The organism is Streptomyces sp. NPDC007991 (assembly GCF_042958445.1).
Taxonomy (GTDB): domain Bacteria; phylum Actinomycetota; class Actinomycetes; order Streptomycetales; family Streptomycetaceae; genus Streptomyces.
Map to the genome: position 1 here is coordinate 892,203 of NZ_JBIBJD010000001.1, position 15,398 is coordinate 907,600.

At 70.2% G+C, this 15,398-nt stretch carries 14 protein-coding genes; 2 read left to right on the forward strand and 12 right to left on the reverse strand.

The window, feature by feature from the left end:
* Window positions 1-164 precede the first annotated feature (164 nt).
* Entirely contained in the window at window positions 165-1,283 is a 1,119-nt protein-coding gene (locus tag ACFZDA_RS03770; protein ID WP_391074599.1) for a glycerate kinase, read from the forward strand.
* 188 nt (window positions 1,284-1,471) lie between these two features.
* Here the strand turns inward: ACFZDA_RS03770 and pssA are convergent, their stop codons facing one another.
* The 9 genes from pssA to ACFZDA_RS03815 form a co-directional block, all read right to left on the reverse strand.
* Window positions 1,472-2,254 (reverse strand): CDP-diacylglycerol--serine O-phosphatidyltransferase, encoded by a 783-nt coding sequence (gene pssA / locus ACFZDA_RS03775; protein ID WP_338784158.1) that lies wholly within the window; start codon window positions 2,252-2,254, stop codon window positions 1,472-1,474.
* Window positions 2,255-2,312: 58 nt separating this feature from the next.
* Window positions 2,313-2,969, reverse strand: a complete 657-nt coding sequence (locus ACFZDA_RS03780; RefSeq protein ID WP_010038789.1) for a phosphatidylserine decarboxylase — start codon at window positions 2,967-2,969, stop codon at window positions 2,313-2,315.
* A gap of 170 nt (window positions 2,970-3,139) precedes the next feature.
* Window positions 3,140-4,345, reverse strand: coding sequence for an acyl-CoA dehydrogenase family protein (locus ACFZDA_RS03785; RefSeq protein ID WP_391074300.1), 1,206 nt, complete (start codon window positions 4,343-4,345; stop codon window positions 3,140-3,142).
* A gap of 2 nt (window positions 4,346-4,347) precedes the next feature.
* The gene (locus tag ACFZDA_RS03790; protein WP_391074303.1) at window positions 4,348-4,860 is read right to left on the reverse strand and encodes a MaoC/PaaZ C-terminal domain-containing protein; all 513 of its coding nucleotides are present in this window, start codon (window positions 4,858-4,860) and stop codon (window positions 4,348-4,350) included.
* Window positions 4,861-4,865: 5 nt separating this feature from the next.
* Window positions 4,866-5,828, reverse strand: coding sequence for an aldolase/citrate lyase family protein (locus ACFZDA_RS03795; protein WP_391074306.1), 963 nt, complete (start codon window positions 5,826-5,828; stop codon window positions 4,866-4,868).
* Window positions 5,825-7,852: a methylmalonyl-CoA mutase family protein gene (locus ACFZDA_RS03800; protein ID WP_391074309.1), complete on the reverse strand. Its 2,028-nt coding sequence runs from the start codon at window positions 7,850-7,852 to the stop codon at window positions 5,825-5,827. Before ACFZDA_RS03800 ends, ACFZDA_RS03795 begins: the two co-directional genes overlap by 4 nt.
* A 10-nt stretch (window positions 7,853-7,862) precedes the next feature.
* A complete protein-coding gene (gene ccrA, locus ACFZDA_RS03805) occupies window positions 7,863-9,200 on the reverse strand; it encodes a crotonyl-CoA carboxylase/reductase (RefSeq protein ID WP_391074603.1) in 1,338 nt (445 codons plus the stop codon).
* A gap of 385 nt (window positions 9,201-9,585) precedes the next feature.
* The gene (locus ACFZDA_RS03810; protein ID WP_391074312.1) at window positions 9,586-10,395 is read right to left on the reverse strand and encodes a TetR family transcriptional regulator; all 810 of its coding nucleotides are present in this window, start codon (window positions 10,393-10,395) and stop codon (window positions 9,586-9,588) included.
* 136 nt (window positions 10,396-10,531) lie between these two features.
* Complete coding sequence (locus ACFZDA_RS03815) at window positions 10,532-12,337, reverse strand: 3-hydroxybutyryl-CoA dehydrogenase (protein ID WP_391074315.1); 1,806 nt, start codon at window positions 12,335-12,337, stop codon at window positions 10,532-10,534.
* A 392-nt stretch (window positions 12,338-12,729) separates the two neighbouring features.
* On the opposite strand from ACFZDA_RS03815, the gene ACFZDA_RS03820 reads away from it, so the two are divergent.
* The gene (locus ACFZDA_RS03820; RefSeq protein WP_391074318.1) at window positions 12,730-13,305 is read left to right on the forward strand and encodes an adenylosuccinate lyase; all 576 of its coding nucleotides are present in this window, start codon (window positions 12,730-12,732) and stop codon (window positions 13,303-13,305) included.
* 2 nt (window positions 13,306-13,307) lie between these two features.
* On the opposite strand, the gene ACFZDA_RS03825 is transcribed toward ACFZDA_RS03820, so the two are convergent.
* The 3 genes from ACFZDA_RS03825 to ACFZDA_RS03835 all read right to left on the reverse strand — a co-directional run bounded on the left by ACFZDA_RS03825 (window position 13,308) and on the right by ACFZDA_RS03835 (window position 15,379).
* A complete protein-coding gene (locus tag ACFZDA_RS03825) occupies window positions 13,308-13,811 on the reverse strand; it encodes a GNAT family N-acetyltransferase (RefSeq protein WP_391074606.1) in 504 nt (167 codons plus the stop codon).
* Between the two features lie 86 nt (window positions 13,812-13,897).
* Window positions 13,898-14,713 (reverse strand): oxidoreductase, encoded by an 816-nt coding sequence (locus tag ACFZDA_RS03830; RefSeq protein WP_391074609.1) that lies wholly within the window; start codon window positions 14,711-14,713, stop codon window positions 13,898-13,900.
* A 96-nt stretch (window positions 14,714-14,809) separates the two neighbouring features.
* Window positions 14,810-15,379, reverse strand: a complete 570-nt coding sequence (locus ACFZDA_RS03835) for a TetR family transcriptional regulator (protein WP_391074321.1) — start codon at window positions 15,377-15,379, stop codon at window positions 14,810-14,812.
* Window positions 15,380-15,398: the final 19 nt, after the last annotated feature.

Here is a 15,398-nt window from a genome sequence, read left to right on the forward strand (position 1 = left end):
GCGCCCCTGAGCCGGTCCACGGGATGGGCAGAGGCTGACGACGGGCACGTCCTGCGGTTAAGGTCGCTGCGGCGCGACTGGCCTTGACGTGCGTGAGGGCCCGGAGAGCAAGGGGAGTGCAAGTGGCGGACGCTGCAGTGAGTGATACCCGGAAGGCGCGGCGGGTGCTCGTCGCCGCGGACAAGTTCAAGGGGTCGCTGACGGCCGTGGAGGTCGCCGCGCGGGTGACGGCCGGGCTGCGCCGGGCCGTACCGGACCTTGAGGTGGAGGCGCTGCCCGTGGCCGACGGCGGCGACGGAACCGTGGCCGCGGCGGTCGCGGCCGGGTTCGAGCGCCGGGAGGTACGGGTCGCCGGTCCGCTCGGCGACGAGGTGACGGCGGCGTTCGCGCTGCGCGAGCGCACCGCGGTCGTGGAGATGGCCGAGGCCAGCGGACTCCAGCGGCTGCCCGCCGGGGTCTTCGCCCCGCTCACGGCCTCCACGCACGGCTCCGGCGAGCTGCTGCGGGCCGCGCTGGACGCGGGCGCCCGCACGATCGTCTTCGGCGTCGGCGGCAGCGCCACCACGGACGGCGGCGCCGGGATGCTGTCCGCGCTGGGCGCGCGCTTCCTGGACGGGCACGGCGAGCCGGTCCCCCCGGGCGGCGGCGGCCTCGCCGATCTGGCCACCGCCGACCTGACGGCCCTCGACCCGCGCCTGACGGAGATCGAACTGGTCCTCGCCAGCGACGTCGACAACCCGCTGACCGGCCCGAAGGGCGCGCCCGCGGTCTACGGCCCGCAGAAGGGCGCCTCGCCGGACGACGTGGCGGCCCTGGACGCCGCCCTCGCGCACTTCGCGAAGGTGCTGGAGGAGTCGGCCGGACCGAAGGCCGCCGCGTACGCCGCCTCGCCGGGCGCGGGCGCGGCGGGCGGGATCGGCTACGGCGCCCTGCTGCTCGGCGCCCGCTTCCGCCCCGGCATCGAGGTCATGCTCGACGTCCTGGGCTTCGCCCCCGCCCTGGACCGTGCCGGCCTGGTGATCACCGGCGAGGGCTCCCTCGACGAACAGACCCTCCACGGCAAGGCCCCGGCGGGCGTCGCCACGGCGGCCCGTGCGGCGGGCAAGGAGGTCGTCGCGGTCTGCGGCCGCCTCGCCCTGCCGCCGGAGACCCTGGGCCGGGCCGGTTTCCGCCGGGTCTACCCCCTGACGGACGCGGAGCCGGACGTGGCGAAGTGCATCGCCGAGGCGGGGCCGATCCTGGAGCGGGTGGCGGAGCGGATCGGGCGGGACTTCCTGACCTGAGCCGTCACGGCGGGGGTGTCAGCTCACCGTCCGGGTCCCTGGAGCAGCTGCCGCTGCTCACGCCCTCCACCTGGCCGTTCGTGAAGCTCCCACACCAGGCAGTGGCCCGCTCCGGCGAGGCAGAACGCGAAACGGGTGCGGCCCGAGCCTCGAAGGCTCGGGCCACACCCGTCAGTGGTGGGACGAGGTCAGGGAAGCTGCGCCGCCCGGGCTTCCCGCCGGTTGTCACGGAAGTTGTTCACCCGCCGGGCCGTCGCGAACAGCGGGATCACCGCCCCCATGACCAGCTGAAGCGCGCATCCCGTCTGCAGCAGCAGCTGCCCGCTCGGCGCGTCGAAGGCCCAGGCCGCCATCAGGCCCATGCCCAGCACGATCCACGACAGCATCGCCACCGCGAGCCGCCCCCGCGGCTTCGGGTACTCGACCCGGCTCACCATGAGCCACGCGGTGCCCAGGATCGCCAGCAGCGTCGCCACGAACGGCAGCTCCAGCAGCACGATCGACACGACCGTCAGCGCGCCGAACGGTGATGGCATGCCCTGGAAGGTGCCGTCCTTCACCGTGACGCACGAGAACCGCGCAAGCCGCAGCACCACCGCCAGGAGCACCACGATCGCCCCGACCGCCGCGACCCGCTGGTACGCGCCGTCCGCCACCATGCCGTAGACGAGGACGAAGTACGCCGGCGCCAGGCCGAAGCTGATCAGGTCGGACAGGTTGTCCAGCTCGGCGCCCATGGGGGAGGAGCGCAGCTTGCGCGCCACCAGGCCGTCGAACAGGTCGAAGACCGCCGCGCAGAGCATCAGGATGACCGCCGTGGCCGCGCTGTTGCGCGCCATGCCGGTCTCCTGGCTGCCGGTGAGGTCCGGGATCAGGATGCCGGTGGTGGTGAAGTACACCGCCATGAAGCCGCACGTGGCGTTGCCGAGCGTCAGGGTGTCCGCTATCGAGAGGCGCAAAGAGAGGGGCATCTCCTCTTCTTCGTCGACCTCGTCGGCCTCCGGGACCCAGCCGGCCTTGGTGTCAGGATCAATCACGGTCAATGCGAGTCACCCCAGCCACGGTCTTCTGCCCCACCTCGACCGCGACCTCCACACCCTCGGGCAGGTAGAGGTCGACCCGCGAGCCGAAGCGGATCAGGCCGATCCGCTCGCCCTGCTCGACCTTGGTGCCCTGGGGCACGTAGGGGACGATGCGGCGGGCGACCGCGCCGGCGATCTGGATCATCTCGATGTCGCCGAGCTCGGTGTCGAAGTGCCAGACGACACGCTCGTTGTTCTCGCTCTCCTTGTTGAAGGCGGGAACGAAGCCACCGGGCACGTGCTCGACCGACGTCACCGTGCCGGCCAGCGGCGCGCGGTTGACGTGGACGTTGAGCGGGCTCATGAAGATCGCGACGCGGGTGCGGCCGTCCTTCCACGGCATGATGCTCTGCACCACACCGTCTGCGGGCGAGATGACCCGGCCCTGGGTGATCTCGCGCTCGGGGTCGCGGAAGAACCACAGCATCCCCGCCGCGAGCGCGGTGGCGGGAACGGCGACGGCCTTGGCGGCGCCCGATCGGCGGGCGCGGGCCAGGCTGAGGGCTGCGGTGGCGACGGTAGGAAGGAGCCACGGCGATGCTCCGCGCGCGAGGCGTACGCCGGCCCGGCTGTCGCGAGGTGCAGAGGTTTGGCTGTGGGGCATGGATGACCTTCGTAGCGGATGATGCCGCACTCTGACGGGGGACGGCGGCTTTCCGGCGATCGTAGCGGCTCGGGGCCCTAACTGGGTAAGCCAGGCAGCCGAGTCGGCGGCCGAAGAGTGCTGACGGGGTGTGATCTTCTTCTCCAAGAAAACACCCCGTATCCGGACATCTAGCCCTGGAAGCGATACTCCTCGAGCAGCCGCCTGCCGATGATCATTTTCTGGATCTCGGCGGTACCTTCACCGATGAGCAGCATCGGTGCCTCACGGTAGAGGCGCTCGATCTCGTACTCCTTGGAGAAGCCGTAGCCGCCGTGGATCCGGAAGGCGTCTTCCACGACCTCTTTGCAGTACTCGGAGGCGAGGTACTTCGCCATCCCAGCCTCAAGGTCGTTTCGCTCACCGGAGTCCTTTTTGCGTGCTGCGTTCACCATCATCGCATGCGCGGCCTCGACCTTGGTAGCCATCTCCGCCAGCTTGAACTGGATGGCCTGATGCTGGGCGATCGGCTTCCCGAAGGTGTGACGCTGCTGCGCGTACTCCACGCCCAGCTCGAACGCACGCTGAGCGACGCCACAGCCACGCGCCGCCACGTTCACGCGGCCGACCTCGACGCCGTCCATCATCTGGTAGAAACCACGGCCCGTGACCCCGCCGAGTACGCGATCCGCAGGAATCCGCAGGCCATCCATGATGAGTTCGGTGGTGTCGACGCCCTTGTACCCCATCTTGTCGATCTTGCCGGGGATGGTGAGGCCGGGCCGGACCTCGCCGAAGCCGGGCTCCTTCTCGACGAGGAAGGTCGTCATCGACTTGTGGGGCGCGGTGCCCTCGGGGTGACCTTCGTCACTTCGCACCAGAACGGCCACGAGCGACGACGTACCGCCGTTGGTCAGCCACATCTTCTGGCCGTTCAGGACGTACTCGTCACCGTCCTTGACCGCCTTCGACGTGATCGCCGACACGTCCGAGCCGAGGCCCGGCTCCGACATCGAGAACGCGCCGCGGATGTCACCGGCCGCCATCCTCGGTAGGAAGTGGTCCTTCTGCTCCTGCGTGCCGTGCTGCTTGAGCATGTACGCCACGATGAAGTGCGTGTTGATGATGCCGGACACCGACATCCACCCGCGGGCGATCTCCTCCACGCACAGCGCGTACGTCAGGAGCGACTCGCCCAGACCCCCGTACTCCTCGGGGATCATCAGGCCGAACAGGCCCAACTCCTTCAGCCCGTCGACGATCGCTTGCGGGTACTCGTCGCGGTGCTCCAGCTGGGTCGCGACCGGGATGATCTCCTTGTCCACGAAGTCCCGGACGGTGGACAGGATCTCCTGCTGGATGTCCGTCAGACCGGCGGTCTGGGCGAGTCGCGCCATGGCTACTTCTCCTGCTCCCTGAGCTCGGGGCGGCCCGGCTGCTCGCCGCCGCGCTCCTTGATGTACGTCTCGGTCGGCACCATGACCTTGCGACGGAACACGCAGACCAGCGTGCCGTCCTGCTTGTAGCCCTTGGTCTCGACGTGCACGATGCCGCGGTCGTTCTTCGACTTCGACGGCCACTTGTCGAGGACGGTCGTCTGGCCGTAGACGGTGTCGCCGTGGAAGGTCGGCGCCACGTGCTTGAGCGACTCGATCTCCAGGTTGGCGATCGCCTTGCCGGAGATGTCCGGCACGCTCATGCCGAGCAGGAGCGAGTAGACGTAGTTCCCGACGACGACGTTCCTGCCGAAGTCCGTCGTCTTCTCCGCGTAGTTCGTGTCCATGTGGAGCGGGTGGTGGTTCATCGTCAGGAGACAGAACAGGTGGTCGTCGTACTCCGTGACCGTCTTGCCCGGCCAGTGCTTGTACGTCGCCCCGACCTCGAACTCCTCGTAGGTGCGTCCGAACTGCATCGCGCTCAGGCCTCCGGGATCTCGAACGTGCTGGTGCGCCGCATGCCGGCGGCGCGTCCCTTGCCCGCGACGACCAGGGCCATCTTGCGGCTGGCCTCGTCGATCATCTCGTCGCCGAGCATCGCCGAGCCCTTCTTGCCGCCCGCCTCGGACGTGTAGTAGTCGTACGCGTCCAGGATCAGCTCGGCGTGGTCGTAGTCCTCCTGCGACGGCGAGAAGATCTCGTTGGACGCCTCGACCTGGCCCGGGTGCAGCACCCACTTGCCGTCGAAGCCGAGGGCGGCGGCGCGCTGGGCGACCTCGCGGTAGCCGTCGATGTTGCGGATCTGCAGGTAGGGGCCGTCGATCGCCTGGAGGTTGTTGGCGCGGGCGGCCATCAGGATCTTCATCAGGATGTAGTGGTAGGCGTCCGCCGGGTAGCCGGGCGGCTGCTCGCCCACGACCAGCGACTTCATGTTGATGGACGCCATGAAGTCGGCCGGGCCGAAGATGATCGTCTCGACACGCGGGGAGGCCGTGGCGATCTCGTTGACGTTGTTGAGGCCCTGGGCGTTCTCGATCTGCGCCTCGATGCCGATGCGGCCGACCTCGAAGCCCATGGTCTTCTCGATCTGCGTCAGCAGCAGGTCCAGGGCGACGATCTGCTGGGCGTCCTGCACCTTCGGCAGCATGATGCAGTCGAGGTTCTGGCCGGCGCCCTCGACGACCGTGACGACGTCCCGGTACGTCCACTCGGTCGTCCAGTCGTTGACGCGCACCACGCGCGTCTTGCCCGTCCAGTCGCCCTCGTTGAGGAACTTGACGATGGTGTGCCGCGCCTCCGGCTTGGCGAGCGGCGCGCACGCGTCCTCCAGGTCGAGGAAGACCTGGTCGGCGGGGAGGCCCTGCGCCTTCTCCAGGAAGCGGGGGTTCGAGCCCGGTACCGCCAGGCAGGAACGCCGGGGGCGAAGGCGGTTGACCGTGGTCATGCGGAGACCTCCAGGGGGTCGAGCTTGTTCGCTTTCCGGATCTCGCCGACGATGCGGCCGATGATTCCGGTGATGTCGAAGTCCTTCGGGGTGAAGACCGCGGCCACTCCGGCTGCCCTGAGCTGCTCGGCATCCCCGTTCGGGATGATGCCACCGGCGATCACCGGGATGTCTGTGGCACCGGCCACACGCAGCCGTTCGAGCACGTCCGGCACCAGCTGGGCGTGCGAGCCGGACAGGATGGACAGGCCGACCGCGTGCACGTCCTCGGCGAGGGCCGCGTCCACGATCTGCTCGGGGGTGAGCCGGATGCCCTGGTAGACCACCTCGAAGCCGGCGTCCCGCGCACGCACGGCGATCTGCTCGGCGCCGTTGGAGTGGCCGTCCAGGCCCGGCTTGCCGACCAGGAAGCGCAGCTTGCCCACGCCCAGGTCCTTGGCCGTCAGATCCACCGTGCGGCGGACCAGGGCCAGCGTGCTGCCCTCCTCGGCGGGGACGGCCACCGGCGCCGAGGAGACGCCCGTGGGTGCCCTGAACTCGCCGAACACCTCGCGCAGGGCCCCGGCCCACTCGCCGGTCGTGACGCCGGCGCGGGCGCACTCCAGGGTGGCCTCCATGAGGTTCTCGGTGCCCCGGGCGGCCTCCTTCAGCCGCTCCAGGGCCTTGCAGGGCCGCGGGTGGTTGAAGGGCGGCTGGTAGCGGCTGTCGCGCCACTTCCGGAGCGAGGCGATGACACGGGCCTCGACCTCCGGGTCGACCGTCTGGATCGCGGTGTCCAGATCGGCGGTCAGCGGGTTCGGCTCGGTGCCCTCGAAGGCGTTGACACCGATGATCTTCTCCTGGCCGGACTCGATCCGGCCCCGGCGCTCCGCGTGCGAGGCGACCAGCTGCGCCTTGAGGTAGCCGGACTCGACGGCCGCCATCGCGCCGCCCATCTCCTGGATGCGGTCGATCTCCGCGAGCGAGGCCTCGACCAGTTCCGCCACCTTCGCCTCGATGACCTTCGAGCCCTCGAAGATGTCGTCGTACTCCAGCAGATCGCTCTCGTACGCCAGCACCTGCTGGATGCGCAGCGACCACTGCTGGTCCCAGGGGCGGGGCAGGCCGAGCGCCTCGTTCCAGGCGGGGAGCTGCACGGCACGCGCGCGGGCGTCCTTGGAGAGCGTCACGGCCAGCATCTCCAGGACGATCCGCTGGACGTTGTTCTCCGGCTGCGCCTCCGTCAGGCCCAGGGAGTTGACCTGGACTCCGTAGCGGAAGCGGCGGTGCTTGGGGTTCTCGATGCCGTAGCGCTCGCGGGTGATCCGGTCCCAGATGCGGCCGAACGCCCGCATCTTGCACATCTCCTCGATGAAGCGGACGCCCGCGTTCACGAAGAAGGAGATCCGGCCGACGACATCGCCCATGCGCTCCTGCGGCACCTGCCCCGAGTCGCGCACGGCGTCGAGGACGGCGATCGCGGTGGACATCGCGTACGCGATCTCCTGGACCGGTGTGGCGCCCGCCTCCTGCAGGTGATAGCTGCAGATGTTGATCGGGTTCCACTTCGGCAGGTGGGAGACCGTGTACGCGATCATGTCCGTCGTCAGGCGGAGGGAGGGGCCCGGGGGGAAGACATGCGTCCCCCGGGACAGGTACTCCTTGACGATGTCGTTCTGGGTCGTGCCCTGGAGCTCGGTGATGTCCGCGCCCTGCTCCTCGGCGACGACCTGGTAGAGCGCCAGCAGCCACATGGCCGTGGCGTTGATGGTCATCGAGGTGTTCATCCGCTCCAGGGGGATGTCCTGGAACAGCCGGCGCATGTCACCGACGTGCGCGATCGGCACGCCGACCCGGCCGACCTCGCCGCGGGCGAGGATGTGGTCGGAGTCGTAGCCGGTCTGTGTCGGCAGGTCGAACGCCACCGACAGACCCGTCTGGCCCTTGGCGAGGTTGCGCCGGTACAGCTCGTTGGACGCCTCGGCCGTGGAGTGACCGGCGTAGGTCCGCATGAGCCACGGACGGTCCTTCTGACGCTCTGTCATCCAGCAGCCCTCAGATGTTCCGGAAGCGGTTGATGGCGTCGATGTGCTGGGCGCGCTTGGCGTGGTCGCGCACGCCCAGGCCCTCCTCGGGGGCCATGCACAGCACGCCGACCTTGCCCTGGTGGAGGTTGCGGTGCACGTCGTAGGCGGCCTGGCCGGTGTCCTCAAGGGAGTACACCTTCGACAGGGTGGGGTGGATCTTGCCCTTCGCGATGAGCCGGTTGGCCTCCCAGGCCTCGCGGTAGTTGGCGAAGTGCGAGCCGATGATCCGCTTCAGCGACATCCACAGGTAGCGGTTGTCGTACTCGTGGTTGTATCCCGAGGTGGAGGCGCAGGTGACGATGGTGCCTCCCTTGCGGGTGACGTAGACCGAGGCGCCGAAGGTCTCGCGGCCGGGGTGCTCGAAGACGATGTCGACGTCCTCCCCGCCGGTGAGCTCGCGGATGCGCTTGCCGAAGCGCTTCCACTCCTTCGGGTCCTGGGTGTGCTCGTCCTTCCAGAACTTGTAGTCCTCGGCGGTGCGGTCGATGATCGCCTCGGCGCCCATGGACCGGCAGATCGCCGCCTTCTGCTCGCTGCTGACGACGCAGATGGGGTTGGCCCCGCCGGCCAGCGCGAACTGCGTGGCGTAACTGCCGAGTCCGCCGCTCGCGCCCCAGATGAGCACGTTGTCGCCCTGCTTCATGCCGGCGCCGTTGCGGGAGACCAGCTGACGGTAGGCGGTGGAGTTGACCAGGCCCGGGGCGGCGGCCTCCTCCCAGCTGAGGTGGTCCGGCTTGGGCATCAGCTGGTTGGACTTGACCAGCGCGATCTCGGCGAGGCCACCGAAGTTCGTCTCGAAGCCCCAGATGCGCTGCTCGGGGTCGAGCATCGTGTCGTTGTGGCCGTCGCTGGACTCCAGCTCGACGGACAGGCAGTGCGCGACCACCTCGTCGCCCGGGTGCCAGGCGTTGACGCCGGGTCCGGTGCGCAGGACGACGCCGGCGAGGTCGGAGCCGATGATGTGGTACGGCAGGTCGTGGCGCTTGGCCAGCTCGCTGGTGCGGCCGTAGCGCTCCAGGAAGCCGAACGTCGACAGCGGCTCGAAGATCGACGTCCACACCGAGTTGTAGTTGACCGACGAGGCCATGACGGCCACCAGCGCCTCGCCCGGGCCGAGCTCGGGCAGCGGCACCTCGTCCAGGTGGATCGACTTGCGGGGGTCCTTGTCGCGCGTGGCGAGCCCGGCGAACATCTCCGTCTCGTCCTTGTGCACGGTGATCGCGCGGTACGACTCGGGCAGCGGAAGGGCGGCGAAGTCCTCCGACGTGGAGTCGGGCGACTGGATCGCGGCCAGGATGTCCTTCACGGTCACGGTGTTGCCTCCGGCGGTGAGCGCCCTGAGGGAGGGGCGCCGATGGTTACGTCGGTGCTGCTGAGGGTCGGGGGTGTGCCGTCGGTTCGGCGGTGGTGCTGTTCGGCAGCGCTGGTGGCGCGGGAGGTTGCCTGTGACGCAGGCGTCCGGGCGGGCAGGCGCTGGGCTTGCTGGGACATCGCCCGGACCTCTTCAACGTATGACACCGCGTGTCACCTCGCAAGGCACTGAGTGCCAGAAGTTGCTCTCAAATGAAATCTTTACGTAACACATGAGCGATGATCGATCGAACGGCCCCGCCAAGGACCTGCAAAACGACCCCTGACATGCCAAAACGGCCACCCCGTGGGGTGGCCGTCATCACGCGAGCGGGAGCCGCTCAGCGCTCTTTCAGCGCCTGCTCGATCGTCCGCATGACCTCGTCCAGCGGGGCGTCGGTCCGGGCGACGGTCACCAGCACCTCGCCCTGCGCCGAGGCCGTGGCCGCGGGCGGCTGCGACTCCGTGGAGCGCCCGGCCCCCATCCCCGTGCCGAAGGTCTTGCGCACGATCGCGAAGGCGTGGTCCAACTGCGCCTCCACGTCGCCCTGCCCGCCCGCCCGCAGCCAGCGCCGCAGGACGTGGTTGTGGGCGGTGACCACGGCGGACGCGGCGACCTCCGCGAGCAGCGGGTCGTCGTTGGCGTCGTCGGCGTGCGCGCGCTCGTCGAAGTGGCCGAGGAGATAGCGGGTGAACAGGCGCTCGTAGCGGGCCACCGACGCGATCTCCGCCTCGCGCAGGGTCGGCACCTCACGCGTCAGCTTGTAGCGGGCGACCGAGATCTCCGGCCGGGCCGCGTACATCTTCATGACTTCCTTGATGCCACGGCACACCGTGTCGAGCGGATGCTCGTGCGCGGGCGCGGCGTTGAGCACCGCCTCGGCCCGGACCAGGGTGTCGTCGTGGTCGGGGAAGATCGCCTCTTCCTTGGAGCGGAAGTGGCGGAAGAAGGTGCGGCGGGCGACGCCGGCCTGGGCCGCGATCTCGTCGACGGTGGTCGCCTCGTACCCCTTGGTCGCGAACAGCTCCATCGCGGCGGCCGCGAGTTCCCGGCGCATCTTCAGCCGCTGGGCGGCGGCGCGAGAGCCTGCGGCACTTTCCGGCGCGTCGGCCGTAGCTGGTGTACGTGAGGACTTGGCGGGCTGGGACATGCCCTGAACGTACTGCATGTGCGCAGCTCGGTGCGCATGACCTGGTTCCCGGCCGCCGCCCCGGGGCGGCGGGCACCGGTCCGGGCCGAGCAGGCCGCCCCACTCCGCGCCGGACCGGAACCAGTCGCCGGGACCCTCAGCGCTTGGCATATTCGCGGAAGCCACGGCCGGTCTTGCGGCCGAGGCAGCCCGCGGCCACCAGGTGCTCCAGCAGCGGTGCCGGGGCGAGCCCCGGGTCGCGGAACTCGCGGTGCAGGACCTTCTCGATGGCGAGCGAGACGTCGAGCCCGACGACGTCCAGCAGCTCGAAGGGGCCCATCGGGTAACCGCCGCCCAGCTTCATCGCCGCGTCGATGTCGTCGAGCGACGCGTAGTGCTCCTGCACCATCTTGATCGCGTTGTTCAGATAGGGGAAGAGCAGCGCGTTCACGATGAAGCCCGCGCGGTCCCCGCAGTCGACGGGGTGCTTCCTGATCCGGCCGCAGACCTCGCGGACCGTCGCGTGGACGTCGTCGGCCGTGAGCACCGTACGGACGACCTCGACCAGCTTCATGGCCGGTGCCGGGTTGAAGAAGTGCATGCCGATCACGTCCTGCGGGCGAGACGTGGCCCGGGCGCAGGCCACGACCGGCAGGGACGAGGTGGTGGTGGCCAGGACCGCGCCCGGCTTGCAGACCTTGTCCAGCGCGGCGAACAGCTGCCGCTTGACCTCCAGGTCCTCGGCGACCGCCTCCACGGCCAGGTCGACGCCCGCGAAGTCGTCGTACGTGCCCGTCGGCGTGATGAGGTCCAGGGTCCGCGCGGCGGCCTCGGCGGTCATCCGGCCCTTGTCGACCGAGCGGGACAGGGACGTGCCGATGCGGGCCTTCGCGGTCCGGGCCTTCTCCTCGCTGCGGGCGGCGAGGACCACCTCATACCCGGCCTTGGCGAACACCTCGGCGATACCGGAGGCCATGGTGCCCGAGCCCGCGACACCGACCGAGCGGACCTCCCGGCCCGGGACCGGGTTCCCGCCCTCCAGCGGGGTCAGCGCGTCCCGCACGACGGTGCCGCTGCCCGGCGCCTCGTACGTGTAGAAACCGCGCCCCGCCTTCCGCCCGGTCAGACCCGCCTCGCTCAGCTGCTTGAGGATCGGCGCCGGGGCGTGCAGCCGGTCGCGGGACGCGGCGTACATCGCCTCCAGGACCGTGCGCGCGGTGTCGACACCGATCAGGTCGAGCAGCGCCAGCGGGCCCATCGGCAGGCCGCAGCCCAGCCGCATCGCGGCGTCGATGTCCTCACGGGAGGCGTACTTCGCCTCGTACATCGCGGCCGCCTGGTTGAGGTAGCCGAACAGCAGGCCGTCGGCGACGAACCCGGGGCGGTCGCCGACCGCGACGGGCTCCTTGCCCAGGTCCAGGGCGAGGTCGGTGACCGCCGTGACGGCGGCCGGCGCGGTCAGCACCGAGGAGACGACCTCGACCAGCCGCATCGCCGGGGCCGGGTTGAAGAAGTGCAGGCCCAGCACCCGCTCCGGACGGGCCGAGTCGGCGGCGAGCCGGGTGACCGACAGGGCGTTGGTGCCGGTCGCCACGATCGTCTCGGGGCGCACGATCCCGTCCAGTTCGCGGAAGATCTGCTGCTTGACCTCGTACGACTCCGGCACCACCTCGATGACCAGGTCGGCGTCGGCCGCGGCCCGCAGGTCGGTGGAGGTACGGACGCGGTCCAGGATCTGCGCGCGGTCCTGCTCGGTCAGCCGCCCGCGCTCGACGCCACGGGCGGTGGAGGACTCCAGGGCGGCCACGCACTTCGCGGCCTGGGCCTCGCTGATGTCGATGCCGACGACCTCGCGGCCGGCCCGGGCGAGGACTTCGGCGATGCCGGTGCCCATCGTGCCGAGGCCGACGACGGCGATGGTGCGCAGCGGGGACAGGGACGGGTCGGACAGGGGAGTGGCCATCGCGGGACTCCAGGATGAGGGTGACGACGGGGAACGCGTCCCGGGCGCGCCGACTTCGGACCGGCAGGGCCGGGTCCCGGGCATACCGGGTGCGTGAGAAATGCGGGTGCTGGCCGGGCTGCGAACGCACACGCCCGGTGCCGTCGGGCCGGGCGTGCACAACGCCCGGTGAACGGCGGTTCCGACCGGCCCTGTCCCGGGGCCGGGCCGTACTGCGGTACCGATGTACCGAACCGACTGCTCTCACGGTGGCCGCGTCACCAGACCGCCGCGAGGGGATACGAGTGGGTAACTCGCTCGTCTGAGCTTAACTCGCGGGTAACGAGCGCGCCAGCCCTCGTGTTTGTGACGTACGTCCCGCGCGGCTCCGCCAAGCCCCTAATCTCTCAGTCATGGACGAAGAGTTGCGATCACTCACGGAGCGCTTACGGCAGGAGTCGGGGGCCTCGCCCGCCTTCGAGCGGCTCGTGGCGACCGATGACCTCGACGCCCTGGCCGCGGTGCTGACCGAACTCGGGCAGCCCTTGTGGGCGCGGGAGCTGGCCGCCTTCCGGCTGGGACTCGCCGGGGACCGGCGGGCCTTCGAGTCCCTGGTGCTGCTGCTCAACCACCGTGACCCGCCGCGCTGCGCCTCGGCCGCCCACGCCCTTGCCCGCCTCGGCGACCCGCGCACCGCCCGCGCGGCCGCCGCCCTCGCCACCAACGAACTGCGGGTCGCCTACGCCCTGTACCCGGTCCGGCTCCTGGTCGAACTGCGCGCCCCGGAGGCCGTGCCCGCCCTGATCACCACCCTCCAGCGGCGGCTGCGCCCGCACGACCCGTACCGCCGGGTGGCCCTCGCCTGTGTGGACGGGCTCGGCACGCTGGGCGACGCCCGGGCCAGACCCGTACTGAACGAGGCACTCGCGCATCCGGTGCTGGCGGAGGCGGCGGTGCGGGCGCTGGGGCGGATTCCGAAGCAGAGGTGAGATCAGCGGGGGAGTGCGCGCGCGTACCGCACCTCGGGGACCATCACGCCCTCCACCTCGAAGGGCTCCTCGGCGCCGTCCGCGTGGAAGCCGGCCCGTTCGTAGAAGTGGCGGGCCCGGCCGTTGCCCTTGAGGACCCACAGGAGCATACGGCCGTGGCCCGCGGCGGCGCAGCGCGTGACGGACTCCGCGAGGAGGGCCTGCCCCGCGCCGTGGCCCACCCGGTCGGGGTGGACGTAGAGGGCGTACAACTCGGCGTCGGACGTGAGGAGTTGACCGTCCCGGTACGGACCGTGGCAGGCCCAGCCGACGACTTCGCCTCCAATGTCCTCGGCGACGAGGTTCACCACGCCGGCGCCGGCCTGTGTCAGGTGCCCGCGGCGGCGCTCGGCGTCCTGCGCGACACCGAGCCCGTCGAGGTACGACTGCGGCATCAGCCCCCGGTACGCGCTCTGCCAGCCGCGGACGCGGATCTCGGCGACATGCTCGCAGTCGGCGAGCGTCATCTCACGTATCCGGAACGCGTGTGTCCTGGTCGACTCGTGCACGGGCCCATGGTGGACCACGTCGAGGACTCGGTTCCGGGCGGGGGTCAGCCGGCCAGCTTGTTGAGCTTGCGGATCTGCTTGTCGAAGGCCCGGGCGGGAACGAAGCGGCGCAGTGTGCTCACGCGTCCGGCCACGGGGCCGGCGGTGTAGCGCAGTTTCGGCCGCGCGTCGGTCGCCGCCGCGACGATCACCTTGGCGACGACGGCCGGTGCGTCGCCGTCCTTGATCGCCTCCGCCACCAGGCGGTCGAAGGTGTGCCGCTGCTTCGCGTAGTCCTGCAGGGGGGTGTCGGGCCGGGCGCTGTTGGCCTCGAATCCGGTTCTGGTGTAGGCGGGTTCGACGAGCAGGGCTCGGACGCCGTGCTCACGGACCTCGTGGTCCAGGGACTCGGTGTAGCCCTCGATCGCGTGCTTGGAGGCGGCGTAGACGGCCATGTAGGGCGAGGGGATGAGCCCGACCACGGACGAGAGGTTGATGATGCGCCCGCGGCCCTGGGCGCGCATGTGCGGCAGGACCTCCTTCACCATGCGCATGACCCCGAAGACGTTGGTCTCGAAGACTCCCTGGGCCTGCGCGACGGAGGTTTCCTCCGCCGCGCCCATCGAGCCGACGCCCGCGTTGTTGACCAGGACGTCGATCCGCCCGGACCGCTCGATCACCTGCTTGACCGCGGCGGCGACCGAGGCGTCATCGGCCACGTCGAGGTCGAGGAACGTCACACCGCCGAGCGGGGCGACGCGCGAGGTGTCGCGGCTTGTGCCGACCACGTCGAAACCTGCTGCGACCAGCGCGAGCGCGGTTTCCTTGCCGATGCCGGATGACGCACCCGTCACGAGTGCCACCGGCCGGTTCGTCGTCATCATGGATTCCCGTGCTCGTTGAGAAACTGATCGGTTTCCCCTACCGTAAACCGATCGGTTTCCGTGCGCAAGGCCCTCTGCCGGAAAGGCGCCGCGTCAGCGCATGCCCGCCGCGTCGAGCAGGGTGGTCACCGTGGGTGCGATGAGTCCCGTCAGCCTGTCGGCGCCGATCCCCGCACGGGCGCTGGCGCCGTCGAAGACCAGGCTGAGCTGCCGGGCCAGCAGGTCGGGGTCGCTCGCTCCGCCCTGTTCGGCCTCGGCACGGAAGAACCCCGTCAGGTTCGCCTTGATCCGGTGGGCCACCCGGCTCGCGGGGTGGCTCCGGTCCTTCAGTTCGATCTGCACGGCCAGGTACGGGCAGCCCCGGAACTCGGGTGCGCCCGCCTGTGATTCCACCTGCTCGAAGACGTGCAGGATCCGCTCGCGGGGCGACCGGCCGTCGTCCGCCGGCGGCAGGAGGGTCGCCACGAAGGCGGAGGCCCGCTCCTCCAGGCTGACCGCCAGCAGTTCGTCCTTGCTCTCGAACAGCTGGTAGAGGGAGCGCTTCGACACCCCCGCCGCCTTGCATAGCGCCTCGACGCCGATGCCGACACCGTCCCGGTAGGTGAGCGTGGCCGCCGCCTCCAGCAGCCGCTCTCTGGTGCTTGGCTTCACTTCGGTGGTCATGCCGCGAGGTTAACCCGGG

Coding starts and splice junctions, on each gene's coding strand:
- ACFZDA_RS03800 (WP_391074309.1), bottom strand. CDS start 7,852: ATGACAGAGCGTCAGAAGGACCGTCCGTGGCTCATGCGGACCTACGCC.
- ACFZDA_RS03795 (WP_391074306.1), bottom strand. CDS start 5,828: ATGACCACGGTCAACCGCCTTCGCCCCCGGCGTTCCTGCCTGGCGGTA.
- ACFZDA_RS03790 (WP_391074303.1), bottom strand. CDS start 4,860: ATGCAGTTCGGACGCACCTACGAGGAGTTCGAGGTCGGGGCGACGTAC.
- ACFZDA_RS03830 (WP_391074609.1), bottom strand. CDS start 14,713: ATGACGACGAACCGGCCGGTGGCACTCGTGACGGGTGCGTCATCCGGC.
- ACFZDA_RS03785 (WP_391074300.1), bottom strand. CDS start 4,345: ATGGCGCGACTCGCCCAGACCGCCGGTCTGACGGACATCCAGCAGGAG.
- ACFZDA_RS03780 (WP_010038789.1), bottom strand. CDS start 2,969: ATGCCCCACAGCCAAACCTCTGCACCTCGCGACAGCCGGGCCGGCGTA.
- ACFZDA_RS03825 (WP_391074606.1), bottom strand. CDS start 13,811: ATGACGCTCGCCGACTGCGAGCATGTCGCCGAGATCCGCGTCCGCGGC.
- ACFZDA_RS03820 (WP_391074318.1), top strand. CDS start 12,730: ATGGACGAAGAGTTGCGATCACTCACGGAGCGCTTACGGCAGGAGTCG.
- ACFZDA_RS03810 (WP_391074312.1), bottom strand. CDS start 10,395: ATGTCCCAGCCCGCCAAGTCCTCACGTACACCAGCTACGGCCGACGCG.
- pssA (WP_338784158.1), bottom strand. CDS start 2,254: ATGCCCCTCTCTTTGCGCCTCTCGATAGCGGACACCCTGACGCTCGGC.
- ACFZDA_RS03835 (WP_391074321.1), bottom strand. CDS start 15,379: ATGACCACCGAAGTGAAGCCAAGCACCAGAGAGCGGCTGCTGGAGGCG.
- ACFZDA_RS03815 (WP_391074315.1), bottom strand. CDS start 12,337: ATGGCCACTCCCCTGTCCGACCCGTCCCTGTCCCCGCTGCGCACCATC.